The sequence below is a fragment of the Neobacillus sp. PS3-12 genome (assembly GCF_030915385.1).
GTDB lineage: Bacteria > Bacillota > Bacilli > Bacillales > Cytobacillaceae > JAEVLT01.
Genome location: NZ_CP133268.1, coordinates 1,498,949 through 1,524,946 on the forward strand (window position 1 = coordinate 1,498,949; position 25,998 = coordinate 1,524,946).

Here is a 25,998-nt window from a genome sequence, read left to right on the forward strand (position 1 = left end):
TTTCATTTGTGATTACAATGAGTGTAAAGGAATTTTTAGGAGATATTAAACACATCTATATTAGGAGGAAATTGCATATGAAACAAGCAACAAAAGGGTATCAAGCGATTAATAATATTCAAGTTTATTATGAATTTTACCCCAAGCAATCCGCGCCAACCATTGTTTTATTGCATGGCTTCCTTTCCTCTACTTTTACTTTTCGTCATTTAATTCCGTTATTGTCTCAAGATTATCAAGTACTATCTGTCGATATCCCACCCTTTGGTAAAAGTGGAAAATCAACGCGTTTTATTTACTCCTATCAAAATATCGCAAACACAATTATCCAACTAATTGAGCATCTTGAGTTAAAAGATCTTATTTTCATTGGGCATTCAATGGGAGGACAAATAGTTCTTAATATTCTTCACTATATGCCAAAAATCGCTGAAAAAGCCATTCTCATTAGCAGTTCCTCCTATTTGAAACGGTCACCTAAGCATCTTATTTTTTTTAGCTATATCCCGTTTTTTTATTTATTTGTTAAATATTGGTTAGCACGGACAGGTGTGAAAAAGAACCTCGAGATTACCCTTCATAATCATGATTTAATCAATGATGAAATGATAAACGGTTATGAAGAACCATTTTTAAAAAATGACATTTTTGCCGCCCTTTGCAGAATGATCCGTCATCGTGAAGGTGATCTTCCTGCCGAATCCCTAAATGGCATTCAAACGCCATGTCTTCTGATATGGGGAGAGCAAGACAAAGCTGTTCCACTTCATATTGGAGAACGGCTGAATAATGACCTTGTAAATTCTCAATTAGTCATCTTAACTGAAACAGGCCATGCAATCCCGGATGAGCGACCTCGGGAACTTTATCAACATATCAAGAATTTTTTAACAGGTGGTATGGCTTTAGAAAACTTGTAATACACGCAAAAAGACAGCCCTCCAACAGTTTACTGTTCCGTGGAAGGCTGTCCTTTTTTTATTTCAAATTTTCAAAAGCATCTGCAGCTTTTACATTTGTTTTAATGACTTTACTATCAAATAACCATTTTGAAATGTTTTGCCATGTTGTTGGATCCTGATAACCGAATGGTTTATCCTTTGCATCCATCATTGGAAGCAGGATTTGTAAACTTTTTGTTTCTACTTGTTTATCTAATGGAGATGATTTGTCTTCATGCTTAAGCAAAATATCCAAGCCTTCTTCTGGATGGGTTTGAACATATTGCTGTCCTTTGGAAGCCGCAGTCATAAACTTTTTAAATACATCTGGATTTTGTTTTAATGCTTTCTCGCCTGCTACCGCTACTAGCTCATAATAATCAGGAACACCATATTTTTCCGGACTGAACGCCGTCATTGGGTGGCCCTCTTTATCAAGTAATAATTCTTCATGGTTTAGGTATCCGCCGATTAGTCCATCGGTTTTCTTCGTAGCCATCGCAGGAATTAGGTCCCAGCCTACGTCTACCATTTTTACTTTTGAGGGATCCCCGCCATCAGTCTTCACCATTGTTTGAACAATCGCCTCATCCAAAGGAACGGATGGATAGCCAACGGTTTTTCCAGATGCTAAATCCTTCGGTGATTTTAATGGACCATCCTGAGACACCATTAAGACATTTAAAGGGTGACGAACAATAGCTGCAAATGACTTTACAGGAATATTTTCATCACGGGCAATCACAATTTCCGGCTCATAACTAAGAGCAATATCAATTTTATTTGCTGCCACTAGCTTTAATGGATCATTTGTATCCGCCGGCATTTCAATATTTACATCCAAACCTTGCTCTTTAAAATAGCCTTTTTCTTGGGCAACATATAAGAAGGAATGGACAGCATTTGGATACCAATCCAACATTAATGTTACCTTTTGCAACCCTTTATTTTTCCCATCATTTTTATTTGTCGCAGTTTGGTTGCTTTGGTTACCATTGCTGCAAGCACTTAATAACACTAACAATAACCCTATCATAAGAATAAATGTCTTTTTCATTAAAAATACTTCCTTTCAGACTTTATCTAACCCTATTTTTTAATAATTGCTTCTCTAATAAACTAATCAATAAAAATAAAACGATTCCCATTAAAGACAAGAGGAATACAGCTGCAAATACGGCATCAGCCTGCAAATTACCTGACATTCTCCTGCTAAAAAAGCCAAGTCCCTCACTTGCACCAAGCCATTCGCCAACAGTGGCACCCACAACACAATAAACAACGGACATTTTCAATCCTGATAAAAAAATCGGCAAGGCCAGCGGTACTTGAATTTTCTTAAATAACTCCCAGCGGTTTGCCCCCATGGTCAAGAGCAGTTCGCGGTATTCATCCCCCCTGACTTCAGTCCATCATATGTACTTACAACTATTGGAAAGAATGCCGTTAAAATTGTAACAGCAATTTTGCTCCAAATTGAATAGCCAAACCACATAATAAAGATGGGCGATATTGCGATTAGTGGTATCGTTTGTGAAATGACCAAAAATGGATAAAGTATTTTTTCAAGCGGGCGGGAGAAATGCATTCCAACACCAAGGATCACTCCGCCGATAACAGAAAGAGCAAATCCAACTATTACCTCCTCAAGGGTAATTGGCAGGTGGACACCAAACAAAAGCTGACTATTATTTAATAATGATTCCCAGATGGCCGATGGAGATGGCAAAATAAATGAGGGAATCCACCCTTCACGAACTACCCATTCCCAAATACTTAACAGGAGGACAACAACCAAAATAAACAAGCCATAATCTTCAGTCCATTTTTTCCAGTTAGTTTTCATAACGGATCAGCCTTTCCAGTTCTTTTCTCATCTCAATAAATTCTGATTGGTAGATGAGTTCTGGTTTTCTTGGCCGTGGTAAGTTTACTTTTACTTCTTGAACCTTTTGGCCGCTTACACCTGGCAGCAGATAAATTCTGTCACTTAACAAAATGGCTTCCTCTAAATCATGGGTAATGAATAAAACCGTCTTTTGCAGCTCTCCCCATAAACCCAATAACCAGCTGTGCATATTTCTTTTTGTCAACGCATCAAGAGCACCGAAGGGCTCATCTAAAAGTAAGAGATACTTGCCAGTCATGATTGTGCGTAAAAATGCAACCCTCTGCTTCATTCCACCTGAAAGTTCATGTGGAAATGCTTTTTCAAAACCAGCTAAACCAAACCGGGATAACCATTCTGTAACTTCTGCCATCTTTGCTGATTTATTTTCCTTAGCAAGCTCGAGTGGGAGTAGGACATTATCGGTCACTGTTCTCCATGGCAAGAGCAAATCTTTTTGCGGCATATAGCCCACTTTCCCCAGTCGATTAGGGGCAAGGTTCCCTCCAATCCTTATTTCCCCTTGATCTGGTTCAAGTAATCCGGTTATGAGCCTAAACAGTGTGCTTTTTCCAGAACCGCTTGCACCTATAAGAGAAACAAACTCTCCCTTTTGTACTTGTAACGATAAATGTTCAAAAATAGGATTGCTGCCTTCCGCAACGGAAAAACGATACGATAGGTCTTTTACGGATAACATTGCTTGCTCAGACAGGCCAATCGCCCCCCTGAAAAACCATATCCCAAAACATATATTCATATCGGGATGTTGTAAGGAAGTGCTCTTCTATCATGTCCAACTCACGCTTAGGCTTGCCTTCGACAAGTTGATTCAACTTGTCAATTAACCAAGTAGCCAACTCTCCAAACTCATTTGAGGAATACATTTTAACCCATTCACCATATAATGGATGCTCTATCGATCCAGGGTAATTTTCTGCTACCATTTTTCCAATTTCCCAGTAACTCCACATACATGGCAGCAAAGTAGAAATGAGCTCTTCTAATGAACCATTTTGGGCGACATTTAACATATATCGGGTATAAGCCAGATTGATTGGCGTTGGTCTTGTTTCTTCAAGCTGCTGATTGGTAATCCCAAATCTTTTAGCATATTGGCGATGTAAATCCATTTCTCCATGTAATGTTTCATCAAGAAGCTTAGCAAAGTAACCCATTGTTTCAATATCCCTTGCCTTTACCGAGCCAAAAGCAAATAGCTTTGCAAAATCAATTAGAAATACATAATCCTGCTTCATATAGCGGATAAATGCTTCAGGAGGTAACTCACCTGTGCCTAATCCAACGACAAAAGGATGCTGGTGGGTTTTCTCCCAAATCCCACTCACCTTCTCAAAAAGTATTTCCGAGAATTTCATCCTTCCTCCCCCTTCCTGGTATTACACCACTGGGCAATAAAGAGGGCCATCACTTTTGTGAAGTCCAACAATTGTTGTATTTCAACCTTTTCATTTACGGCATGGGCATCTTCTAATTTTCCTGGTCCAAAAATGACGGTTGGTATATCGGCACGTCCCAGCCAGCCTGCGTCCGTTACAGTTGATGACATTCCGATATTAGGTTTTTCAGCTAATGTGTTTTCAAAGGTTTTGGCCAGAAAGCTTGTACCAGGATGATTCGGATCAATCTCTAAAGAAGGAAAAATTTCACCGCGGTCCTCAATCATTGACTTTCCCCCCCAAACAAATTCGGCGGGTTTTCACGCAGCCAAGGATCAGCACTGGCGACTGCCTGGATATGTGCTTCGATTTCTTTCGTAACCTCTTCGTAGTCTTCGTTCGGATAAAAATGAACAGTAACCCACAATGCACAGCGATCAGCGATAAAAGCAGCATGTCTGCCTCCCTCAATTACGGCAGGATTGATCGTGTTTACCCCTGGTGCAAATCCTTCATAGCTTTTCGTCACAGCCCAATGCCGTTCGAGCTCCTGAAGACCGGCGATAACCTTCATCATTTTTTCAATCGCACTAGCTCCCTTAACACCGCCACCAGCGTGAATCATTTTGGAACGTATCCCATCGTGAAAGGTTTCCTTGCTTTGAATAATAATCCAGCCGGTTATTACACCGCCTTGACCTTGAATATGTAAATTACTTGTATCGACAACAACAGCATAATCTGCAGTGTAGCCTTTTTCCGTGCAATCCAATGTCCCAGCCTCACCAACTTCTTCGCCGATCACCGACTGAAATTGCAGGTCCCCATTTAATTCAATTCCAAGTTCTTTTAGAATTTTGATTGCTATTAATGATGCCGCAATCCCACCTTTCATGTCGGCAACACCACGCCCATACACATTTGCGTCTTTGATCCATGTCTTAAATGGAGAGGAACCCCATTCTTTATCATCCCCAACTTCTGCCACATCAACATGTCCATTTACAATTAGACTGTTGTAAAGTTCTGAAGATTTTCCAGGTAATATGCCAACAACATTTGAATCACCAGGGTAAACCTCCCACATATCCGTGTTAAAGCCAAGTTGGGTTAAATAGCTGCTAATATAATCCTGAACATGATTGGTATTACGTGCAGGGGGACTAACCGTTGGAAATGCGACAAGATCTGCTAATAATTCTAACAGTTCATTTTTCCTCACTTCCACTTCATGCGAGATTTCTTTGATTAAGTCATCAGATGCTGGTAACATTTGCTCACCCCTAAAGAAGTTATGATTTTTCAATTAGGATACTCTAAAAACGAAAAAACCCGCTTCATTTCCGAAAAAATGAGCGGGTTAAAAGTAATGTTATATAAACATTTAAAAGACAAAAATATTATTTTTTCATCTTCCCTCCGCTGGCACCATCCAGATCAGGTTCAAAGGGTTTAGAACAAAGTTCCATCTCAGCCTATGGCTCCCCTAGTGAAAAGAGTATTCAATTCAATTACCTTCTAAAGTTTAGCATATCTAGTAAATATGTAAAGCAATATATTTTATCGGAAAAATTTCATATTAACCCTATTCACAGTCTAACCAGCATTCCTAATCATATAGTTCCCATGCTAGTTTTAAGGAATCGACAATATAGTCAGCAATTTCTTCAATGTCATGGTTATCCGTAAGGACTTTAGAATGATGTGTTTCATATATCCCTTGTCTGCTTTTAAAAAGTTCCTCAATCTCTTCGAGCGTTTTCCCTTGGAGTACTGGACGGCTATCAATAATTAAGCTAATCCGATCCTTCCATGAATCCCAGGATAGGTCTAAGAAAAACACAATACAAGAATTTAAGCATTCTTTTTTAATTTCTTCCTGTAAAAATGCTCCGCCGCCAACGGAAACAACGTGAAGCCGCTGCTTGGCAAACTTAATCGTCAGGTCCTTTTCCTTTTCTCTAAAGGTTTTTTCACCATATTCCTTAAAAACCTGTGGTATTGGCATATTAAACTCTTTTTCAAGTTCAACATCGATATCAATAAAGTCACGATATAATTTTTTTGCTACACTCCTGCCAATTGTTGTTTTTCCTACGCCCATGAACCCAATAAAAACAATACTTCTCTCCTTTAAAGGAAGTTCACCATTTCGCAACGTTATTCCCCCTCGACAAAAACAAACTAACGAAATTCATTTTCATCATATATGGTCGATTTTTGTCATGATAAGATAATCTAAATGTATCATACCATATGTATGAATCGTTATTAACAAATACAGTAAAAACACTTTTTGTAAAAAATAATATTTTCCATAAACACCTTATTCAACTTTTAAAATTTTGTAACTAAGCTTTCACATTTCTGCAACAGGTTACACATTCATCTAGCAAATTATTGAGTAAAATATAGATATAGAGAGAAAACGTTTTCTCGCTCCATCTGTTACAGGAATCTTTAACAAGATTTAGTTCATAGGAAAATCGTGCATGCTTCTAAATCTACAGCGAAAGGAATGTTATCATTATGATGAAATATTTAGAGGTAAAAGAAAAGTTAGAGGCTTCCAAGCTTGAATTATTAAAAAAATTAAAGACTCCAAACCTTACAAAAGAAGAATATGAAACCATTAAAAAGTCGATTGATAATTACGATTATATTATTGAATTAACAGATATGAATCATTTTGAACGAGGAGCAATTGTTCATTAAAAAGAGCGAATCCGCTCTTTTTTTTATTGTTATTTTTCTTTAAAGAAGGTATAATTCATTCAAATACCCATTTAACTTATCGGAATTGTTATATTTAAGAGGAGGCCCTTATGACTGAATATAGTTTCGTTATTATTCACGGACTTGGCGGAAGCGGATTGGACCATTGGCAAACTTGGTTAGCAAATACCTTAAAACAACGGAATTTTAATGTTTTTTATCCTACCTTTTCAAAATTTAATCGTCCTAATTTGGATATTTGGCTTAAAGAATTAAAATCCACTTTAGAATCAGTTCCAAAGCACCACAAATTAATCATCGTTACACATAGTCTTGGCGGGTTACTTTGGCAGCATTATGCTGCTTCGGTAGATAACAGAATAGCTGATCAGGTTATCCTTGTAGCCCCACCTTCTCCTTCAGTCGTCATACCTGCTGCAAAGTCGTTTTTTCCTGTTCCATTAAGTGGCACAAACCTCAGAAGGGTTTCTGAAAAAACATTATTTATTAACTCCACCAACGATCCATATTGCAGCATTGAAGATGCCATCCAATATGTAAGACTTGGTTTGCCGGTCATTTCACTTCCAAATATGGGGCATATCAATGTAGAATCCGGACACGGCAGCTGGCCATGGATATTGGATTTATGTGAAAGGTTTGTTAATGACTCCAAGTCCGTATGTTCACTTTAAAGAAAATCCCTCATAAAAAAACCTTCCATTAAATAGGTAAATTAGATGGAAGGTTTTTAGCTTTTTAGTTTGCTTTATTCACGAATTCATTTGTATATGTTTTCTTTACATCTATATTTTTAACACCCGGTTTGAAAGAAGCAAGGATTTTTTGAACGTTTTCAGGAACACCTGTAGGCATTTTACCATCAGTAGTGAACATTGGCAGTTGTCCTTTTAATGCTTGGATGTATAAGTCTTTATCTCCTGCATAATAGTCAGTTGGCATTTTAGCAGCAATTTCTTCAGGGGTATGCGTGCTCATCCATTTCAATGTTTTAACATATGCATTAACAAGCTTCTGAACCGCATCCTTGTGTGAATTTACATAAGAAGATTGCATATAAAGGCTTGTAGAGGCATAACCTCCGCCTAACGCTTTATTCGATGCATCTTTATGGTTCATATCAACCAATGGAAAGGCTAAATTCTTATTTTCTAACATCGTTGCCGTAGGTTCACTCGTAACGGCCGCATCAATTTTGTCATTTTGCATGGCAGCAATTAACGTGGCACCTGCACCAACAGGAAGTGGTGTATAATCACTTTCTTTACCTCCGCCTTTCACCACGTTGTACGTTGCTAACATGTTCGTCGAAGAACCAAGACCCGTTACCCCGATTTTCAATCCTTTTAAGTCAGAAACGGATTTTACTTTATCCTTCAATTTATTGGATACGAGTAAAGTTTCTCCTGGTACATCCGCCATGGTAATTACGGCTTCAACACTTTTCCCTTTTGATGCAAGGTCAAGGGTATGGTCATAGAATCCGCCGGCACCATCAACCTGACCCGCTAAAAGAGCCACCTCTGCATCTTGTCCAGCACTTTCTTCTATAAGACTGACGTTTACCCCTGCTTCTTTGTAATAACCAAGCTCTTGCGCCAGCATGAATGGCATATAAATAATTTTTTCTAACCCGCCAACCATGATATTCACCCTTGGCGCACTTGATGATTGATTTGAGCTTGTCTTTGCCGTTGACGACTTAGAATTAGTAGATGAAGAACTAGTTGCCGATGAGCAACCTGCAAGAAGCATCGTAGAAACAACAACACCTGACACACCAGCGGATATTTTTTTCATCGTACTTTTTTTCATGTAATCTCCCCCTAATTTTTAAAATTATTTTCGAACGTAACGCCAAGCGATAAAACGTTTTTCAAGCTTTGAAACGCCCCAGTCAGCAATTAGTGCTGTAACGGATAGGATTAACATTCCTGCAAATACCCCTGTTGTATCAAATGCTCCTTGTGATTGAGCAATTAAATACCCTAATCCTTGTGTTGCACCTACAAACTCTCCAACAACCGCCCCGATTAAAGCAAAGCCAAAACTTGAATGAAGGCTGGAGAGGATCCATGTGAGTGCAGATGGGATGATTACATGCCGAGCCAGCTGGCCCTTGCTTGCTCCGAGCAGGAGAGCATTATTGACTAAATTTCTATCAACTTCCCGAACACCCTGAAACGCATTGAAAAATACGATAAAGAAAGTTAAAACAAGACCAGAAGCAACTTTTGACGGCATTCCCAATCCAAACCATAGAATGAAAATAGGAACTAATACAACACGTGGAATGGCGTTGATCATTTTAATATACGGTCCTAATACCACGGATAGCAATTCATTGACACCCAGTGCATATCCAAAGATAATTCCAAAAATCCCACCAAGGATAAAGGAGAGCACCGTTTCTTCGAAGGTCACCCAAAATTGAAGCCATAGAGGACCCGCTGTTGTTCCGTCTACAGCCCATGTCCAAATATGTTTCACGATATCTTTAGGACTAGAGAAAAAAAACGGATCAATGATTTTTTGACTTGATAAATATTGCCATGAGCCCATCAAAACGACAAATACTAACAATTGCAGACTCAAATTTCGAGCTCGAAGTCTAAATGCAGCTTTCTTTAACTCAGCCTTTCGTGAAACCACTTCTACACTAACAGGATTAGCTAGTGAGTTTGCTTGAGTTTTCATAGCTGATCATCACCTCGTCCTTCAGATCTTCCCAAATTTGTTGATGAATTCTCATAAAAGCAGGATCAAAGCTTATTTCTGCTACATTACGTGGTCTTGGCAAGTCAATTTTGTAATCACCTTTGATGGTTGCCGCCGGCCCTGCTGTAAGAACGATTACCCGATCACTAAGTGCAATCGCTTCTTCTAAATCATGGGTGATAAAAAAGACAGACGCAGAAGTCTCTTCCCAGATTCTTAATAATTCATCCTCCATTAAATGTCTTGTGTGCACATCGAGCGCTGAAAAAGACTCATCCATAAGAAGAATTTCCGGCTGAACGATTAGGCATTGGGCCAATGCTACCCGTTTTCTCATACCACCCGAAAGCTGGGAAGGATAAAATCCCTCAAACCCTTTAAGACCAACTCGGGTAATCCATTTTCTCGCTTCATTATAGGCCTCTGACTTACTTACTCCTCGTAACCTCAAGCCAAGAGAAACATTATCGATAACCGTTTTCCATGGAAAAGCATTTTCAGTTTGAAAAACACATGCTGCTCGTTGGTTTGTCCCATCTAACTTTTGCCCAGAAATATAAACCTCACCCTCCGAAGGCGGCTCAAAACCAGCAATCAAACTAAGTGTTGTTGATTTCCCGCAGCCTGTCGGTCCAACAATCGATACAAATTCCCCCTTTGGAATGTTCAAATTAATATCCCTTAAAACGGTATGGACCTCGCCTGAAGGCTTGATAAATTCCTTCGTTACTCCTTTTAGTTCGATCATGTTTGGTGCCGTTTGTGTTACAGCTTCGTATACCCTCTTCTCCATATCACTCACCATCCTCCCCCATCCCTTTAAATGATAGCGTTTACATTTTTGATTATAGAATTAACAGAATATTAAATAAATATTTCTGCAATATGTTTGATAAAAGCAATAAACACAATTAAAACGATAAACACAACGGGAAAAATCACCTATTTTTGTAGACTCATCAGCAATTTATATTTTAAAATAAACATGTTCAGTATTTTCTGAAAAAAACAAAAGGAAAAGAATGTGATTAGACATGAAACATAAAAAAAACCAAGTAAAACTGCGCACTAAAATTAATCTTCTAATCTTACTCAATCTCCTTTTTGTCCTTTTACTTTTCATTGTTTCTCTTTCCTTCATCATGGTGCATCGCGAATATGATGAAACAGGCCAAACTGCTTTAGCAGTTGCAAAAACAGTAGCAGAATTGCCCGGAAATTGTTCAGGCCTTCCAAAAACAAGATCCTTCTTTACAAATTCAACCTATTGCAGAAGATATTCGAAAAAAAGTGGGAGCCCAGTTCATTGTCATTTCCAATACGAATTTAATTCGTTACAGCCATCCTGACCCTAAAATGATAGGAAAACATATGGTGGGCAATGATGATAAACTTGTTTTACACGGGCAAGGGAGCATTACCCAAGCTACCGGGACTCTAGGCCTTTCCATTCGTGGAAAATACCCGATCTATAATTTACAGCACCAGCAAATTGGTGTCGTATCTGTTGGTTTTCTACTTCAGGATATTTGGAAAAAGATAACTTCCTTAATTCTCGAAATAATCGGCATTGGGATTATAGCCCTAATCGTCGGGCTAATTGGTGCTTTTATTCTCTCCGGTCATATTAAAAAACAAATTTTTAATTTAGAGCCATATGAAATCGCCTTCCTAACAAAACAGCAGGCGGCCATTCTTGAATCGATTCGGGAAGGAATAGTAGCCATTGATACAGATGGAAATATTACAACATTAAACCAAGAAGCAAAAAATATGTTGGATTACGGATCAGACGGTTTAAATGGGACAGCCATTACATCAATATTGCCGAACTCACGACTTACCGAAGTTATAAATGATGGTATTCCGCATTATGATCAACAAATGATCGTAGGTAATAATTTGGTTGTCGTAAATAGGGTACCTGTAAAACTCAACGGCGAGGTGATTGGGGCAGTAGGCAGTTTCCGAGATAAGCTTCATCTGGACCATTTAGAAAATCGGCTTGCTGATATCGGGAATTATGTTGATACATTACGCAGCCAACGCCATGAATTCATGAATAAGCTTCACCTTATTTCCGGTTTAATCCAAATGCAAGAATATGAACTTGTAAAAGAGCTGATTGATAAAGTGCATACTGAACAACAAAATGTTCTTAACTTCTTTTTAGCTCATATTCGTGATCCAGCTATTGTCGGTGTCCTTATGGGGAAAATGCACCGAGCAAAAGAGCTTGGTATCCATCTAGCTGTTTCAGAAAACTCTGATGTAAAAGAGCGTTGCCCGCACAGAGAGATCATTCTTACGATTCTAGGAAATGCCATTGAAAATGCAATGGAGGCCATACAAGCCTTTGATTCGAAAAAAGAAGCATCTAAAATCAATGTTTATATGAAGGAGGAAATCGATCATCTATACGTGGAGATAAGTGATAATGGCCCTGGTATTGATCCTAAGCTTGGGAATAAAATTTTTGAAGATGGTGGAACAACCAAAGGAGAAAATAGAGGGTTAGGGTTGGCATTACTAACCCGCTTAGTAGCAAGGCAAAATGGCAGTATTAAGATGATTTCTTCCTTAGAAGGGGCAACATTACAAGTAAGTTTACCAAAAATGGAGGTTTAGGATGGATAATCGTTCATTGCGTGTGCTGGTCGTAGATGATGATTTTATGATTGCAAAACTGCACGGGAAATTTATTGATTCTCAAATAGGATATAAATTGGTCGGCACAGCCCATAGCTACGAAGAGGCATTATCATGTATGGACAAACATGAGCCTGATCTTTTGCTTTTAGATATTTATCTTCCCGATCGGTCCGGGTTAGAATTGCTACATACAATCCGCTTACAAAATAGACGTTGTGATGTGCTGTTAATTACAGCGGCAAAAGAACTTGAAACAGTCGAGATGGGCTTCCGTTTTGGTGTCATTGATTATCTTATTAAGCCTTTTAATTTTTCTCAATTGCAAGCTGCACTGATAAAATATTCAAAATTTAAATCCCGACTTTCTGCTTATTCTGAAGTAGACCAAGGGACCTTAGATGATTTAAAAAAGCTGCGGATTTCAGAATCATCCCTGCCAATCAACCCAAAAGGGATTGATATACGTACGTTAGAAAAAATCAAAATTTGTATCCTTGATTCGGCAAATCCATTAAGTGCGGATCAAATTGCCAAATTAGCAGGAGTAAGCCTTTCAACAACACGAACTTATCTTACCCACTTAGTAGACGAACAAATATTAATAGAAGAACAAAAATACGGAACAGTTGGACGCCCGCTCCGTTTATACCGGATTGCTAATTGAGAAGCGAAAACCTGGCTCCTCTTTGGAACCAGGTTTATTTTTAGGGTTTCAATACAACTTTAATACAATCTTCCATTTTTGTATCAAATACTTCATATCCATGCTTTGCCTGGTCAAGCGGCAGGACATGAGTGATGATATCACTTGGATCCACTTTTCCCTCGGCAAACAGATTATAAAGAAACGGCATGTATGGGATCACTGGTGCTTGTCCCATTTTCAGGTCAATATTTCGTTGAAATAAATCCCCAAGCGGGAAAGCATTATACCGACCGCCATATACACCTGTTACTTGGATGGTTCCACCTTTTCGAACAGCTTGACTTGCAATGACGAGAGCACTCATCGTTCCGCCATGAAGCTTTAAACCTGTTGCCAAAAATTCCAGCGGGGTCATTTTCCCGTCCATTCCCACAGCATCAATCACGACGTCTGCTCCGCCCTGAGTAATCTCCCGCAAATATTCACCTGTGTTATCATGCTGTTCAAAATTGACGGTCTCTACTTTATTGGTTTTCTTTGCATGCTCCAAACGATAGTCAATATAATCCACTGCAATAACCCGTTTAGCCCCTTTATACCAGGAAAATTTTTGAGCAAGCAATCCAACTGGTCCGCAGCCTAAAACGACAACGGTATCGCCATCCTTCACCCCTGCATGATCGACACTCCAATAGGCCGTACCTGCGGCATCTGCCAATAAAACTAACTTTTCATCTTCAACTTCACAATTCTCAGGAATTTTGAATGGAGTAAAGTCGCCAAATGGGACACGCATATATTCAGCTTGCCCGCCGGCGTAGCCGCCTGTTGTTTCCGTATACCCAAAAAAGCCGCCCATTTCACCATGAGGATTCGAATTATCACATTGGCTTGTCAGATCGTGTGTACAATACCAGCAGTGGCCGCAGCTAACATTAAAAGGAATAATGACCCTGTCACCTTTTTTTAGTTTGGTCACTTCTGGGCCAACTTCTTCCACAACCCCCATTGGCTCATGACCGATCACGTAGTCCGTTGGGGTGTTTGGAATCATAGCGTGGATTAAATGCAAATCAGAACCACAAATAGCCGAGGTAGTAATTTTTACAATAATATCATCTGCGTTTTTGATTGAGGGGTCTTTTACTTCTTTCACTTCGACATTTTTAATTCCTTGGTATGTAACTGCCTTCATTCTGAACAACCTCCCTCCTATTTATTAGGTGTCGCAAACATTCCTCTTCGGTCCGTATCATTCGGATAGATATTTAATAAGGCAATTTGAACAGCCGTCTCAGCTGCTTTTATATCAATTGGAAATTGTTCGTTCACATCGTATGGATGAAGCCAGCCTTTTTTCATCATCAATTCCGATAATTCACTATGCAGATCAATAGCTGCTTCCAATTGTCTGCGTAATGCCATCCTTAACTCCGGGTTAGCAGTTTCGGTAATAGCAAAACCATAATTTCGGATCCCGCTCTTCACCATCAATAAAAAATCCATGGCAAAAGCTGAATCAGCTAAGTCTGGCATCCCTTCAGCATTTCTTGGGTCTAAATAGTCTTCCATTTCCTCACCTCTACTGGATTTCAGGTATTTGTTTATAAAATCCCAACAGTTCATTTACATCTTTAATGGACTGCTGAACATCTTTTTCCATCAATGCCTTCAAATCATTATCAAAACATAGGCCTTGCATTAATTTTGAGCGTAATAAACATACTGTCTTAAAATTAAGAATTTCATGGGTTTCCATAGTTTCATGCAATGCTAAAGATTCAAGTTCCATAAAATCACCTCTGATTTATATTCCCCGTTTGTTAAATACTTTTATGCAAATGTTCAGTTTGAATAAGAATGGCACTTCTTAGAAATCATAAAAAACAAATCTTTATCATGCAGGGAGTGGAAAAATTGACTAAATACCTGGCACTTCATGAAACACTGGATCTACATGAACTTTTAACATTTAAAAATCTTTGTTTAACCAAGGCAACAACCATGAGTGCTCTCGCCCAGGATGAGGAATTAAAAAATCTGCTTGCCAATGATGCCGCATCCGGAACAAGACATATAGAACAACTGCAAATCTTTCTAACAAATCGGAGGGAACATTGATGAATCAATTTATTCAAAATATGGTGGGAATGGGAGGAATAACAGATCAAATTATTGCAACAGATTTGTTAATTTCGGCAAAGGCTGGTGTTCATAACTATGCAGTAGCCATCACGGAGGCTGCGACCCCAGAACTAAGGGCAACTTTAAAGGAACAATTATTTGCTGCTATTGATACACATGAAGCTGTCAGTAATTATATGGTGGCTAAAGGATTCTACCATCCTCATAATTTAGGTGAACAGTTGAATGTTGATTTAACTGCCACTGACACGGCTTTAAATCTTGCTGAAAAGTAAAACACATGAAATTCTATTTTGGTCGTCAATCAAGGTAATTGACGGCCATTTCCAGTGACAATTATTATTGACATGAATGGAATGTATTGTTAAGATTTTTTCATTGAATATAGCAAGCAATGAAAGTTATGGGTAAAACTATAACTGGAGCAGCTTCTGGAGAGACCGATTTTTTGCGGCGCCGAAGGATTCACAATCTCAGGCAAAAGGACAGAAGAAGATTTTGTGCAATCCTGCACACTCTTCTATACCTTTACCCAAGATTGGTCATGATCCAATCTTTTTTTATTTCTCAAAATGAGGTGGAAAATATGGAAAGAAGAAGAGCAGTAGTTAGTGTTATTGGAAAGGACCAAGTCGGCATTATTTCAAGAGTTACCACCATACTAGCTAATAATAATATGAACATTCTTGACATTAGTCAAACCATTTTACAAGACTTTTTTACCATGATGATGCTGATTGATGTCTCAACAGTTGAAAATTTAAACAAGCTTCGGGAAGAACTAGATATAGCCGCCGAAGATATGGGCTTAAAAATCAATATTCAACTAGAAGAAATCTTTCAGGCCATGCACCGAATTTAATTGAGGGAGAGATACATATGCCAATTGCAATGGATGAGATACTCCAAACCATACGAATGGTGCAAATGGAGAACTTAGATATCCGCACTGTTACGATGGGAATCAGTCTCCGCGACTGTGCAGATTCGAATTTCGAAAAAATGAAAGAAAACGTTTATTCAAAAATCACAAAGTATGCCAAAAATTTAAAAACGGTAGCCGAAGAAACGGCACAGGAATATGGGGTCCCGATTATCAACAAACGGATTTCCATCACCCCGATCGCAGAAATTCTCGGGAATGCAACTGTAGAGCAAACTATTGAGCTTGCGAAAACCCTTGATAAAGCTGCTAAAAAACTTGGTGTTGATTTTATCGGAGGCTTTTCTGCACTTATTCATAAAGGTTTATCAAAAGGCGATGAAACCCTCCTGCAGGCCCTTCCAGCAGCACTAAGTGTGACGGAGCGGGTTTGTTCATCGATTTCAGTGGGAACAACAAAGACTGGAATTAACATGGATGCCGTGCGTAAATTGGGCTTTCTCATCAAAGATGCCGCTGAATTAACAAGAGATCAAAATGGAATCGCCTGTGCAAAACTGGTTGTATTCTGTAATCCAGTTGAAGACAATCCTTTTATGGCAGGGGCCTTTCATGGGGCAGGTGAAGGCGAAGTCGTCTTGAATGTTGGCGTAAGCGGACCGGGTGTAGTATTAAATGCCTTAAAGCGCCATCCAAATGTGGACCTTGGTCAGGTAGCGGATATTATCAAAAAGACCGCTTTCAAAATTACTCGTGCTGGTGAACTGATTGGCCGCGTTGTCGCTGAGCGGCTTGGCATTCCATTTGGAATTATGGACCTTTCACTCGCACCCACAAATGCGGTAAATGATAGCGTTGCCGATATCCTTGAGGAAATTGGACTTGAGCGCGTCGGAACGCACGGAACCATAGCGGCACTTGCCCTAATGAATGATGCGGTGAAAAAAGGCGGTGCGATGGCTAGCTCTTATGTTGGGGGCTTAAGCGGTGCGTTTATTCCGGTTAGTGAAGATAACGGTATGATCCGCGGTGTTGTCGACGGTGCACTTAGCTTGTCCAAGCTCGAAGCGATGACATGTGTATGTTCCGTTGGCCTTGATATGATTGCTTTAACAGGTGACGTTTCACCTGCCACCCTTTCTGCGATTATTGCAGATGAAGCAGCTATCGGAATGATTAATAAAAAAACAACCGCCGTACGGGTTATCCCTATCCCAGGTAAAAAAGAAGGCGAAATGGTCGAGTTTGGAGGACTTCTTGGCAGAGCACCAGTAATGGGCGTAAATCCATACAGTTCCGAAAAAATGATTAATCGCGCTGGAAGAATCCCAGCACCATTGCAGGCTTTGATTAATTAATAAAGACAAAGAGAAACCTCTGATGGACTGATATCAGGGGTTTCTCTTACTTTAAGTAAGATCAGGTAATCAGGTAACCTTGTCTTTTTTGTTACCTTCAATCCCAGTTTGGACCACTCATGGTCACGAGATTCCCTTTTTCGTTACCTTCAATCCCAGTTCGGACCATTCATGGTCACGAAATTCCCTTTTTCGTTACCTTCAATCCCAGTTCGGACAGCTCATGGCCACGAGATTCCCGTTTTCGTTACCTTCAATCCCAGTTCGGACAGCTCATGGTAACAAGATCCTCATTCTCGTTCGCTGTGGTTCTATTTGAATTTATCAGCAATAGCCGCCGTAATCTCCTGTGCTGTTTTTGGGATCGACGTTTTTAAGACTTTGTTCACGACCTTTCCCATTGCTCCTTGAGCGTTAATCTCCAGATACCCTATTACTTTTGTTTGGTCTTTTCCAAGCGCTTCGGCCTGAAAATACCCATTGCCTAAGAACTTCTCATTCAATCCCTTTAAATCAAATGTTACCTTAGTAGGCGGAATCCACTCTCTTATCGTTACCATTAAACTGATTTTCTTTTTTAGAATTCCAATGTCTTGATAAAACTCCCAAGTCGATAGACGCTCATTAAATTTTTTATGTGTTATATAACCTGGGATAAGCGGGGCCCAGTTATCCATATCTTTCACAAAGCTCCACACTTTTTCAATTGGCAGGTTAATGATTTCTTCGTGTATTCCACTTGGCATTTCCATTTCCCTCTTTCCCCATTATAAAAGACCTCCCAATGAAGAAGGTCTTCCTTACTTGTTATATGATTGAAAAAGGTTGTCTTAGAAGAAAAACAAACTATTTTGTTTGATAAAGGAATTGCTGAATCCGCTTTGCTGCCTCTGAAAGCCGCTCAGCAGGCTGAACCAAGGCGATTCTTACATAACCTTCACCCTTTTGACCGAATGCATCCCCAGGAACTACGGCAACACCAGCTTGCTCTATTAATTCAAATGTAAATTCCCGCGACTTCCATCCAGATGGTATTTTAGCCCAAACAAACATGGTTGCCGGTGACTTAGCCACCTTCCAGCCGCTCTGTTCCAGACCGCCTAATAAAGCATCACGACGGCGCTCATACTCATTTACCTGATCCTGAAGGGCTGAGTAATCAGACAAAAGTGCTGCTTCTCCAGCTTTTTGAATCGGATAGAAAATTCCATAATCAACAAGACCTTTTAAGGAATTTAAAATCGTTAGTGCTGTCGGATTTCCCACTGCGTAACCAATCCTGCACCCCGCCATATTAAATGTTTTGGAAAGTGAATTAAATTCGATGCCAACCTCTTTTGCACCCGAAATGGACATAAAGCTGATCTGCGGATTTCCATCAAAAATTAATTCGGAATAAGCAAAATCATGGATAACTAAGATATTATGTTCCTTGGCAAATTGGACAACTTTTTCAAAGAAACTTTTATCTGCCAGAGCGGTTACTGGATTCCCTGGGTAACTGATAATCATCATTTTGGTTTTTTTCAAGATTTCTAAGGGAATTTCGTCCAATTGCGGCAAGAATTGATTTTCTTCCAATAATGGCATGGGGTAAATGATTCCCCCCGCTAACACAACATTATCCTGATAGATTGGATAACCAGGATCAGGGACAAGTACATAATCACCAGGATTGATAAAAGCTGTAGCCAAATGGGCCAGTCCATCTTGTGAACCCATTAGTTGAAGTACTTCCGAAGCCACGTCAAGTTCAACTGAATAGCGGTTTTTATAAAAAGAACAAACAGCACGATTAAAATCAGGTATACCCGTTAATGTATATCCGTACTTTGTCGGGTCTGCAGCGTATTTTACCAAGGTACTAACCGCAGAAGAAGATGGCGGAAGGTCGGGACTTCCGACACTTAAATCAATAACATCTATGCCTCTTTTAATCGCTTCATGCTTCCTGTTTGCAACTTCTGTAAAAATACTTTCTGTCATCGATTGAAGTTTTTTTGATGCAACAATATTCACAAGATTCCCCTCCAATAATTCTATTTTAATCATACCGTTTTTAACTAAATAAAGATATATTAAAATAGAAAATTCGGACTTTTGACTTTATAAAAAAAGGCCGATTATTTTTAAATCGGCCTCACATTTATTTACTATTGATATTTCTTCACAAACCGCTCCATCCTCGTGATTGCTTCTTTAAGCTGATCCATTGAGGAGGCGTATGAGCAGCGGATATGTCCTTCTCCACTCTCTCCAAAAACATCACCAGGTACTACGGCAACTTTTTCTTCTAGAAGAAGTTTTTCAGCAAAATCCTGCGATGTTAGGCCAGTGCTCTTAATTGAAGGAAACGCATAGAAAGCACCACCAGGATTATGGCAAGACAAGCCAATTTCATTAAAGGAATTGACAATAAAATTTCTTCTGCTGCGATAGCTTTGTCTCATTTCTTCGACTTCCGGCATGCCATTCTTTAACGCTTCAATGCCGGCATGCTGAGACATCGTTGAAGCGCACATCATCCCATATTGATGGATTTTATAGATGGCCTCAGAAATTTCCTTAGGAGCACAAACGAAACCTAAGCGCCATCCTGTCATGGCAAAAGCTTTCGAAAATCCATTGATAAGGATAGTTCGTTCGATTAGCCCTTCGATCGCTGCAAACGAAGTAAATTCCTCATCGTAAGAAAGCTCCGCATAAATTTCATCGGCAATCACAAGCAAATCATGCTTTTTAACGATATCAGCGATTTTCTCAAGATCCGCTTTTCCGAGCTGTGTTCCTGTTGGATTGTTTGGAGAACAAATAAGCAACGCCTTTGTTTTTGGTGTGATTGCCGCCTCCAACTGTTCAGGCTTCAATTTAAAATCATTTTCCGCAAGTGCTTGAACGGTAACAGGATTTCCTCCTGCCATCGTTACTAATGGCGCATATGCAACAAAGCATGGCTCAACGACAATTACCTCTTCGCCAGGGTTTAAGATCGCTCTTAATGCAAGGTCTAACGCCTGACTGGCGCCAACCGTTACGATAATTTGATTCGCAGGATCATATGCTACGTTAAAGCGCTTATCCATGTAACGGGAGATTTCCTTTCTTAATTCAATCATGCCCGCATTTGCTGTGTATGTTGTATAGCCTTCTTCCAATGAATGGATGGCAGCTTCCCTAATTGTCCATGAAGTGACAAAGTCCGGCTCACCTACACCAAGGGAAATAACTCCCTCCATGTTGGCAGCCAGATCAAAAAAGCGCCGAATTCCAGAAGGCTTTAGTTCCTGAACCTTGTTTGATACAAAAGAAGTTTTAATCATGGTGATACCACTATCCTCTTATCTTGATCTGTATCTTCAAAGATCGTGCCATCATGCTTATATTTTTTCAAGATGAAATGTGTTGCTGTTGATACAACTGAATCTAGCGCAGAAAGCCTTTCGTAGACGAATTTAGCAATTTCATTCATCGAGCCTGCTTCTACATATACGGCTAAATCATAAGCTCCAGACATTAAGTACACAGATTCCACTTCTTTAAAGCGATAAATCCTTTTCGCTACTTCTTCAAAGCCTACATCTCTTTTTGGGGTAACCTTTACTTCAATCATCGCTGTTACCCCTGTATGTTCATCTACTTTCGCCCAGTTAATGATCGTTGAATAGCGGACAATTACTCGCATATCTTCTAATTTTTTTAGGGTAATGCCAATCTCCTCTTCGGATAAACTTGTCATTTTTGCTAGGTCTTGTAGTTCAGTTCGGCTGTTTTTTTCAATAATGCTCAGCACTTCTAATTCCTTTTCATTTAAGTGCATTGGAATAAATCCTCCTTGTGCCAATAAAAAAGTTAATGTGAATCTGGCAGAATGTCCAAAATTTGTTCTTGAATCGTATTATACATATCCCGAAACAAGATTGACAATATAAAGACCTTCCCCTTTTTCCAAATAAACATATATCATTATATCAAATATGGACTTAAACTGTTATAATTTATTTTTAATTTTTTGAATAAATGAATCAATCTGTTCTGTAACAGATTGAAAAAACCCTAGATAAAAAATAAAGCGGCCTTAAAATCGGCCGCTTTTCGTATTATTCTACATCATAATCCCGCCATCAACATGGAGCACCGTTCCGTTCACGTAATTTGATTCCTCAGAGGCTAAGAATAAATAGGCATTCGCAATGTCCTCTGGTTTCCCAAGTCTTCCGAGCGGGATCGTTTTCCTTATCCCATCCAGGATATTCTCCGGAACCTTCTCCACCATTGCTGTTTCAATAAATCCAGGTGCGACAGCATTGACATTGATTCCTTTTCTTCCAAGTTCCTTAGCCCATGTTTTTGTCATACCCACAACCGCCGCTTTTGCAGCAGCATAATTGGTTTGACCGACATTCCCATAAACACCTGATACAGAAGAAGTACTAATAATTCTTCCCCAGCCCTTTTCAAGCATATATGGCAGAGCGGCTTGTGTACAATGGAAAACGCCTGTAAGGTTTACGTCCAATACTCTTTGAAAGTCTTCAACTGATAGCTTCTTCAACATGGCATCCCTGGTAATCCCAGCGTTATTCACAAGAATATCGACACCACCATAGATCTTGGCAACATCTTCAACCAATTTGTCAACGCTTGCACGATCTGCTACATTAACTTGAAAAAAAGTGACTTCATACCCTTCATCCCGTAGCTCATTCGCCCGGTGCCTTCCCTGTTCCACATTAAAATCTGTAAGGGCTACCTTAGCCCCTTCCCTTGCAAAAGTACGTGCTGCCGCTAGACCTAAACCATTTGCTGCCCCCGTAATAATCGCCACTTTATCTTTTAATCTCAATTTCTCCACCTCTTCAGATAAAAATTCCGACATAGCGGTTAATAAGTAGTTTAAACTGGTGTGATCTTAAGGTCGTATCAGCTATCGTTTCTTTTAAGATTGTACTCTGTGTTCTTCGTGATTATGACTTGTTTTGCCATAAAATGGATAAGTTCACGAGTTTTCAGCTTTAACCTTCATATAGGCCATTGCTGCTTCAATTGACTCAAATAATTGCTCCTGATCCTTCTGGACGTGAGTTACTTTTATTCGCCATTGTTTCTTCTCTTTTTCACACTGATCCCCCGCAAGTTGAAACCGAACTACGAAGGAGGCGATCTGTTTTGATTCCACTCAAGAATTCCTCCTATCCCTCCAGGTTTTCCTTTTTCTTGAGGACTTTTTGCTTCTTCCGTTTCCATTTAACCGTTTTGAGTGTACCGACAATTCCCTTTGGGAAAAAGATGACGGTCAAAATATAGACAATTCCAAAGAAGATTATCCAGCGTTCAAATATCCAATATTGCTTGGCTAATTCTGATAACCAATTATGAGCAAATTCAATTAATCCGGAGCCAATGATCGCTCCAACCAGTGTACCTACTCCCCCAATAATGGTCATTAATAAAGCATCTAAGGTGATGTCCATCGAAAAAACACTTGTATTGACAAATCTTAATGAAATCGCATAAAGAATTCCGGCAAAGCCCGCAAGAATTCCTGCTGCAATACTTGCAGCAACCTTATAGTGAAGTACCTGGTATCCCAATGACTCTACACGTTGTTCATTTTCCCTGATGGCTTGAAGAACTTTTCCAAGCGGAGAATTGGTAAATAGTTTTAAAAAGATAAACACTGCCACCATCACAATAAGACAAAGAAGATAATAATTGGTGCGGTCAATAAATTGTTCTGGAATCATGAAAGTAAATCCATCATTACCAAATGTTAATGACCGCCATTTTTCAGCAGCAACCGCCATTAACCCCGCTAAAGACAAAGTCAGCATGGCATAAAAATGACTTTTTAAACGGAGCGTAAGCAAGCCGACGATAAAACTGACAATGCTTGTCAGCACAATGGTTGCCAGCACTGCAAAAGCAAATGATAACAAAGTTGGCTCCATTCTTTTCATAAAAATCCCTATTGAATAGGCGCCGATTCCAAAAAACATCGCATGCCCAAATGAGACGATTCCGGTAAATCCCAATAAAAGATCGTAGCTCATGGCAAAAATGGAGAAGATAAAGATTTGTGTCAACAAAATAAATAGGTTTCTAGATTCATAAACGAATGGCAGCAGAAACAGAAAAACAGCAATGATGATGTAAATGGCTTTTGCTCGATGCTTTATGATCCCCATGACGTTCTCACCCCTTCACCCCAAATAATCCCTGCGGCCTTACAATCAGAACAATTGCCATTAAGAGCATGTTTACGGCAAGCGATAAATCCGGAAGGTAATAGGCCATAAACGAACTGGACAAGCCTACGAGGATGGCTGCCAAAACAGAACCAGTGAAGTTCCCCATCCCGCCAATCACCACAACAATAAAAGCGAGGATAGCAAAATCCATTCCCATACCCGCATGGATCACTCCGGAGTAGGGACCAAAGAGGACACCGCCAAGTGCCGCCATTCCCGACCCGACCATAAACACATACATAAATACCTTTTTAATATTGATTCCGAGAGCTTGGACCATATCCTTATTCATAACCCCCGCTCTAACAACTAAGCCAATTTTCGTACGTTTAAGAGAATATTGAACAAGTCCAAAGACGATCAATCCCACGAAAATAATAAAAGCCCGATACTTGATAATGATGACGCCGCCCAATTCCCAACTCCCTTTTAAGTAATCAGGAGGGGCTGCCGTGATTTGGTTTGGTCCCCAAACAACTTTAAGCAGTTCTGATAAAATAAGCATAAAGCCCAGTGTAATTAAGATTTGTTGGACGTGATTGCCATAAACAGGCTTGATAATCCATTTTTCGGTTAAAATCCCGACTAAAAAACCAACGATTATCGCTCCTAAAATACCAATTAAGAAACTGCCAGTCTTCGAAAAAATCCAGATGCCGCTATAAGCTCCCCAGGCAAAAAGTCCGCCATGAGCAAAATTAAGAACGTCCATCAAACCAAAAATAAGCGTTAACCCAGCTGCTAATAAGAAAATCAACATTCCTGTCGCTAAACCATTGATAGTTAAGTTCATAAAGAGGTCCAACCGTTTTCCTCCTTTCTAGGCAATTCCGAGATATTTCCGTTTCATCTCGTCATCCTCTTTTAATTCCTTCATTCTGCCCTGCATAACCGTCCGTCCATCATCAACAATATAAAAACAATCCCCGATTGTACTTGCCATCATAAAATTTTGTTCCACTAATACAACTGTCGTTTTCTCTTTTATTTGCATGATCGATTCCATTACTTTTTCAACAACAATGGGTGCTAAGCCCTTACTGGGTTCATCAATTAATAACAGTTCATTATCATTCACATAGGCCCTTGCGATGGCAAGCATTTGCTTTTGACCTCCGCTTAAGTAGCCTCCTTGCTTGTTCCAAAATTTCTTTAAGTCAGGAAAAAGATTTAAAATCCAGTTCATTCGGCTCATGGTTGCTTCATCTTCTTTTTGGATGGCTACCTTCATATTTTCTTCAACCGTAAGTCCAGCAAATATCCCTTGATCCTCAGGAACATAGCCGATTCCTTTTTGGGCGACCTTAAAGGTTTGCAGGTGCTGGATAATCTCTTCTTTATAGAGAATGGTCCCTTTTGCCGACGGCGTCAGTCCCATAATCGTTTTTAATGTCGTCGTTTTCCCGGCTCCATTTCTTCCGAGCAAAACCGTCACTTCCCCTTTTTTAACCTTCAAGCTGACACCTTGTAAAATATGATATTGTCCAATATAGGTTTCTATCTCTTGAAGTTCCAGCAAGCTACTCATTGTACAGACCTCCCAAATAGGCAGACTGAACAGTTTCATTTTTCATAATTTCCCCGGAGTCCCGTCAGCAAGTAACTTTCCATTAAAAAGAACCATAATCGAATCAGACAAATCCAGGATCATATCCATTTTGTGTTCGATTAAAATAATTGTCCGATTCCCCTGCTCTTTTATTTTGCGGATTACCTCTAAAATGGCGGGAACTTCTTCTAATGACATGCCTGCAGTAGGCTCGTCTAGCAGCAAGACTTCTGTTTCCAGGGCTAAAAGCATTGCCATTTCCAGCTTTCTTTTTTCGCCATGTGCAAGACTCCTGGCAGTAAAGTCCTTTTTATCCTCTAACAACACCAGTCTTAGCCATTCAATCGCTTTTTCCCCAAACCGTGGATAACGTTTATATGGAATTAGCATTTGATAGCGGATTCCGGCTTGTGATTGAACAGCTAAACGGACATTCTCCAGTACCGTTAAATTAGGGAAAACGTTTGTAATTTGAAACGAACGGCCAATTCCGGCTCTTGTTCTTTTTGTTGCCGAAAATTTCGTGATATCTTTTCCCCGTAAATAAATTTTTCCTCTTGATGGTGTTAATTGGCCGCTTAGTAAATTAAAAAAAGTGGTCTTACCGGCGCCATTTGGTCCAATAATCGATTTAAAATGTCTTTCAGGAACAGAAAAATGAACCGAATCTACGGCAGTATGGCCGCCAAAGTTAATCGTTAAATCATTTGTTTCTATGAGGGCTGTCAAACATTGGTCACCGCCTTGGTTTTGAGAGATAAGGAAGAGGGTGACCTTTAGAAGTCGACCCCTCTTTTTTTGATTTCGCCAAAATGAATATTAATTTCGCCAAAC

At 39.6% G+C, this 25,998-nt stretch carries 29 protein-coding genes, 3 pseudogenes and 2 riboswitches; of the genes and pseudogenes, 10 read left to right on the plus strand and 22 right to left on the minus strand.

Going from position 1 to position 25,998, the window contains the following annotated elements; translation table 11 throughout:
- The first annotated feature begins 77 nt into the window (after window positions 1–77).
- A complete protein-coding gene (locus RCG17_RS07760; RefSeq protein ID WP_308174622.1) occupies window positions 78–920 on the plus strand; it encodes an alpha/beta fold hydrolase in 843 nt (280 codons plus the stop codon).
- A gap of 58 nt (window positions 921–978) precedes the next feature.
- On the opposite strand, the gene RCG17_RS07765 is transcribed toward RCG17_RS07760, so the two are convergent.
- From RCG17_RS07765 to RCG17_RS07790, 6 genes and pseudogenes are all read right to left on the minus strand, one after another.
- Entirely contained in the window at window positions 979–1,998 is a 1,020-nt protein-coding gene (locus tag RCG17_RS07765) for an ABC transporter substrate-binding protein (protein ID WP_308174623.1), read from the minus strand.
- 22 nt (window positions 1,999–2,020) lie between these two features.
- A pseudogene (locus RCG17_RS07770) lies at window positions 2,021–2,787 on the minus strand (ABC transporter permease).
- Window positions 2,777–3,529, minus strand: coding sequence for an ABC transporter ATP-binding protein (locus tag RCG17_RS07775; RefSeq protein ID WP_308174624.1), 753 nt, complete (start codon window positions 3,527–3,529; stop codon window positions 2,777–2,779). The pseudogene RCG17_RS07770 and the gene RCG17_RS07775 overlap by 11 nt, the downstream one beginning before the upstream one ends.
- Window positions 3,530–3,536: 7 nt before the next feature.
- On the minus strand, window positions 3,537–4,208 hold the full coding sequence (gene tenA, locus RCG17_RS07780; RefSeq protein ID WP_308174625.1) for a thiaminase II: 672 nt from the start codon (window positions 4,206–4,208) through the stop codon (window positions 3,537–3,539).
- Window positions 4,205–5,502, minus strand: a pseudogene (locus RCG17_RS07785) (acetylornithine deacetylase). Before RCG17_RS07785 ends, tenA begins: the two are co-directional and overlap by 4 nt.
- A gap of 123 nt (window positions 5,503–5,625) precedes the next feature.
- Window positions 5,626–5,727: riboswitch (TPP riboswitch) on the minus strand.
- Between the two features lie 111 nt (window positions 5,728–5,838).
- Window positions 5,839–6,387 (minus strand): shikimate kinase, encoded by a 549-nt coding sequence (locus RCG17_RS07790; protein WP_308174626.1) that lies wholly within the window; start codon window positions 6,385–6,387, stop codon window positions 5,839–5,841.
- A 371-nt stretch (window positions 6,388–6,758) separates the two neighbouring features.
- Between RCG17_RS07790 and RCG17_RS07795 the strand changes: the two genes are divergently transcribed.
- Together RCG17_RS07795 and RCG17_RS07800 are read left to right on the plus strand one after the other, a co-directional pair.
- Window positions 6,759–6,944: a DUF3896 family protein gene (locus tag RCG17_RS07795; RefSeq protein WP_374120904.1), complete on the plus strand. Its 186-nt coding sequence runs from the start codon at window positions 6,759–6,761 to the stop codon at window positions 6,942–6,944.
- Window positions 6,945–7,054: 110 nt separating this feature from the next.
- Window positions 7,055–7,639 carry an RBBP9/YdeN family alpha/beta hydrolase gene (locus RCG17_RS07800; RefSeq protein WP_308174627.1) on the plus strand — a complete coding sequence of 195 codons (585 nt, stop codon included), beginning with the start codon at window positions 7,055–7,057 and terminating at the stop codon, window positions 7,637–7,639.
- 64 nt (window positions 7,640–7,703) lie between these two features.
- Here the strand turns inward: RCG17_RS07800 and RCG17_RS07805 are convergent, their stop codons facing one another.
- Genes RCG17_RS07805 through RCG17_RS07815 form a run of 3 tightly spaced genes read right to left on the minus strand, consistent with a single transcriptional unit; the run spans window position 7,704 to window position 10,476 of the window.
- Window positions 7,704–8,780, minus strand: a complete 1,077-nt coding sequence (locus RCG17_RS07805; protein ID WP_308174628.1) for an ABC transporter substrate-binding protein — start codon at window positions 8,778–8,780, stop codon at window positions 7,704–7,706.
- Window positions 8,781–8,804: 24 nt separating this feature from the next.
- Entirely contained in the window at window positions 8,805–9,662 is an 858-nt protein-coding gene (locus tag RCG17_RS07810; protein WP_308174629.1) for an ABC transporter permease, read from the minus strand.
- Window positions 9,634–10,476, minus strand: a complete 843-nt coding sequence (locus tag RCG17_RS07815) for an ABC transporter ATP-binding protein (RefSeq protein ID WP_308174630.1) — start codon at window positions 10,474–10,476, stop codon at window positions 9,634–9,636. The genes RCG17_RS07810 and RCG17_RS07815 overlap by 29 nt, the downstream gene beginning before the upstream one ends.
- 241 nt (window positions 10,477–10,717) lie before the next feature.
- Between RCG17_RS07815 and RCG17_RS07820 the strand changes: the two genes are divergently transcribed.
- From RCG17_RS07820 to RCG17_RS07830, 3 genes are read left to right on the plus strand one after another with little or no spacing between them, the layout of a single operon-like run.
- On the plus strand, window positions 10,718–11,032 hold the full coding sequence (locus RCG17_RS07820; RefSeq protein ID WP_308174631.1) for a hypothetical protein: 315 nt from the start codon (window positions 10,718–10,720) through the stop codon (window positions 11,030–11,032).
- Entirely contained in the window at window positions 10,962–12,311 is a 1,350-nt protein-coding gene (locus RCG17_RS07825; RefSeq protein WP_374120948.1) for an ATP-binding protein, read from the plus strand. The genes RCG17_RS07820 and RCG17_RS07825 overlap by 71 nt, the downstream gene beginning before the upstream one ends.
- A 1-nt stretch (window position 12,312) precedes the next feature.
- Window positions 12,313–12,999 carry a response regulator gene (locus RCG17_RS07830; RefSeq protein ID WP_308174633.1) on the plus strand — a complete coding sequence of 229 codons (687 nt, stop codon included), beginning with the start codon at window positions 12,313–12,315 and terminating at the stop codon, window positions 12,997–12,999.
- A gap of 40 nt (window positions 13,000–13,039) precedes the next feature.
- On the opposite strand, the gene RCG17_RS07835 is transcribed toward RCG17_RS07830, so the two are convergent.
- The 3 genes from RCG17_RS07835 to RCG17_RS07845 are packed head-to-tail and all read right to left on the minus strand — an operon-like array spanning window position 13,040 to window position 14,773.
- Window positions 13,040–14,176, minus strand: coding sequence for a zinc-dependent alcohol dehydrogenase (locus RCG17_RS07835; RefSeq protein ID WP_308174634.1), 1,137 nt, complete (start codon window positions 14,174–14,176; stop codon window positions 13,040–13,042).
- Window positions 14,177–14,193: 17 nt separating this feature from the next.
- Window positions 14,194–14,553: a spore coat protein gene (locus tag RCG17_RS07840; RefSeq protein ID WP_308174635.1), complete on the minus strand. Its 360-nt coding sequence runs from the start codon at window positions 14,551–14,553 to the stop codon at window positions 14,194–14,196.
- A gap of 10 nt (window positions 14,554–14,563) precedes the next feature.
- Entirely contained in the window at window positions 14,564–14,773 is a 210-nt protein-coding gene (locus tag RCG17_RS07845) for a spore coat protein (RefSeq protein ID WP_308174636.1), read from the minus strand.
- A 125-nt stretch (window positions 14,774–14,898) separates the two neighbouring features.
- Here RCG17_RS07845 and RCG17_RS07850 point away from each other — a divergent pair, with 125 nt between their 5' ends.
- From RCG17_RS07850 to RCG17_RS07865, 4 genes are all read left to right on the plus strand, one after another.
- Window positions 14,899–15,102, plus strand: a complete 204-nt coding sequence (locus RCG17_RS07850) for a hypothetical protein (protein ID WP_308174637.1) — start codon at window positions 14,899–14,901, stop codon at window positions 15,100–15,102.
- On the plus strand, window positions 15,102–15,401 hold the full coding sequence (locus tag RCG17_RS07855) for a spore coat protein (RefSeq protein ID WP_308174638.1): 300 nt from the start codon (window positions 15,102–15,104) through the stop codon (window positions 15,399–15,401). The genes RCG17_RS07850 and RCG17_RS07855 overlap by 1 nt, the downstream gene beginning before the upstream one ends.
- 146 nt (window positions 15,402–15,547) lie before the next feature.
- Window positions 15,548–15,625, plus strand: a riboswitch (glycine riboswitch).
- Between the two features lie 87 nt (window positions 15,626–15,712).
- Window positions 15,713–15,988: an ACT domain-containing protein gene (locus RCG17_RS07860; RefSeq protein ID WP_308174639.1), complete on the plus strand. Its 276-nt coding sequence runs from the start codon at window positions 15,713–15,715 to the stop codon at window positions 15,986–15,988.
- 17 nt (window positions 15,989–16,005) lie between these two features.
- Window positions 16,006–17,367: a PFL family protein gene (locus RCG17_RS07865; RefSeq protein ID WP_308174640.1), complete on the plus strand. Its 1,362-nt coding sequence runs from the start codon at window positions 16,006–16,008 to the stop codon at window positions 17,365–17,367.
- Window positions 17,368–17,678: 311 nt separating this feature from the next.
- On the opposite strand, the gene RCG17_RS07870 is transcribed toward RCG17_RS07865, so the two are convergent.
- The 10 genes and pseudogenes from RCG17_RS07870 to RCG17_RS07915 all read right to left on the minus strand — a co-directional run bounded on the left by RCG17_RS07870 (window position 17,679) and on the right by RCG17_RS07915 (window position 25,893).
- Entirely contained in the window at window positions 17,679–18,119 is a 441-nt protein-coding gene (locus RCG17_RS07870) for an SRPBCC family protein (RefSeq protein ID WP_308174641.1), read from the minus strand.
- Between the two features lie 94 nt (window positions 18,120–18,213).
- Window positions 18,214–19,386, minus strand: coding sequence for an aminotransferase class I/II-fold pyridoxal phosphate-dependent enzyme (locus RCG17_RS07875; RefSeq protein ID WP_308174642.1), 1,173 nt, complete (start codon window positions 19,384–19,386; stop codon window positions 18,214–18,216).
- Between the two features lie 134 nt (window positions 19,387–19,520).
- Window positions 19,521–20,687 (minus strand): aminotransferase, encoded by a 1,167-nt coding sequence (locus RCG17_RS07880; protein WP_308174643.1) that lies wholly within the window; start codon window positions 20,685–20,687, stop codon window positions 19,521–19,523.
- The gene (locus RCG17_RS07885; RefSeq protein ID WP_308174644.1) at window positions 20,684–21,184 is read right to left on the minus strand and encodes an Lrp/AsnC family transcriptional regulator; all 501 of its coding nucleotides are present in this window, start codon (window positions 21,182–21,184) and stop codon (window positions 20,684–20,686) included. Before RCG17_RS07885 ends, RCG17_RS07880 begins: the two co-directional genes overlap by 4 nt.
- A gap of 285 nt (window positions 21,185–21,469) precedes the next feature.
- Window positions 21,470–22,210, minus strand: coding sequence for a 3-oxoacyl-ACP reductase FabG (gene fabG, locus RCG17_RS07890; protein ID WP_308174645.1), 741 nt, complete (start codon window positions 22,208–22,210; stop codon window positions 21,470–21,472).
- Window positions 22,211–22,363: 153 nt separating this feature from the next.
- Window positions 22,364–22,543, minus strand: coding sequence for a hypothetical protein (locus RCG17_RS07895; RefSeq protein WP_308174646.1), 180 nt, complete (start codon window positions 22,541–22,543; stop codon window positions 22,364–22,366).
- A gap of 13 nt (window positions 22,544–22,556) precedes the next feature.
- Entirely contained in the window at window positions 22,557–23,552 is a 996-nt protein-coding gene (locus RCG17_RS07900; protein ID WP_308174647.1) for a branched-chain amino acid ABC transporter permease, read from the minus strand.
- Window positions 23,553–23,559: 7 nt separating this feature from the next.
- On the minus strand, window positions 23,560–24,420 hold the full coding sequence (locus tag RCG17_RS07905) for a branched-chain amino acid ABC transporter permease (RefSeq protein ID WP_308174648.1): 861 nt from the start codon (window positions 24,418–24,420) through the stop codon (window positions 23,560–23,562).
- A 15-nt stretch (window positions 24,421–24,435) separates the two neighbouring features.
- Window positions 24,436–25,143: an ABC transporter ATP-binding protein gene (locus RCG17_RS07910; RefSeq protein ID WP_308174649.1), complete on the minus strand. Its 708-nt coding sequence runs from the start codon at window positions 25,141–25,143 to the stop codon at window positions 24,436–24,438.
- Window positions 25,136–25,893 (minus strand): annotated as a pseudogene (locus RCG17_RS07915) (ABC transporter ATP-binding protein). Before RCG17_RS07915 ends, RCG17_RS07910 begins: the two are co-directional and overlap by 8 nt.
- Window positions 25,894–25,998: the final 105 nt, after the last annotated feature.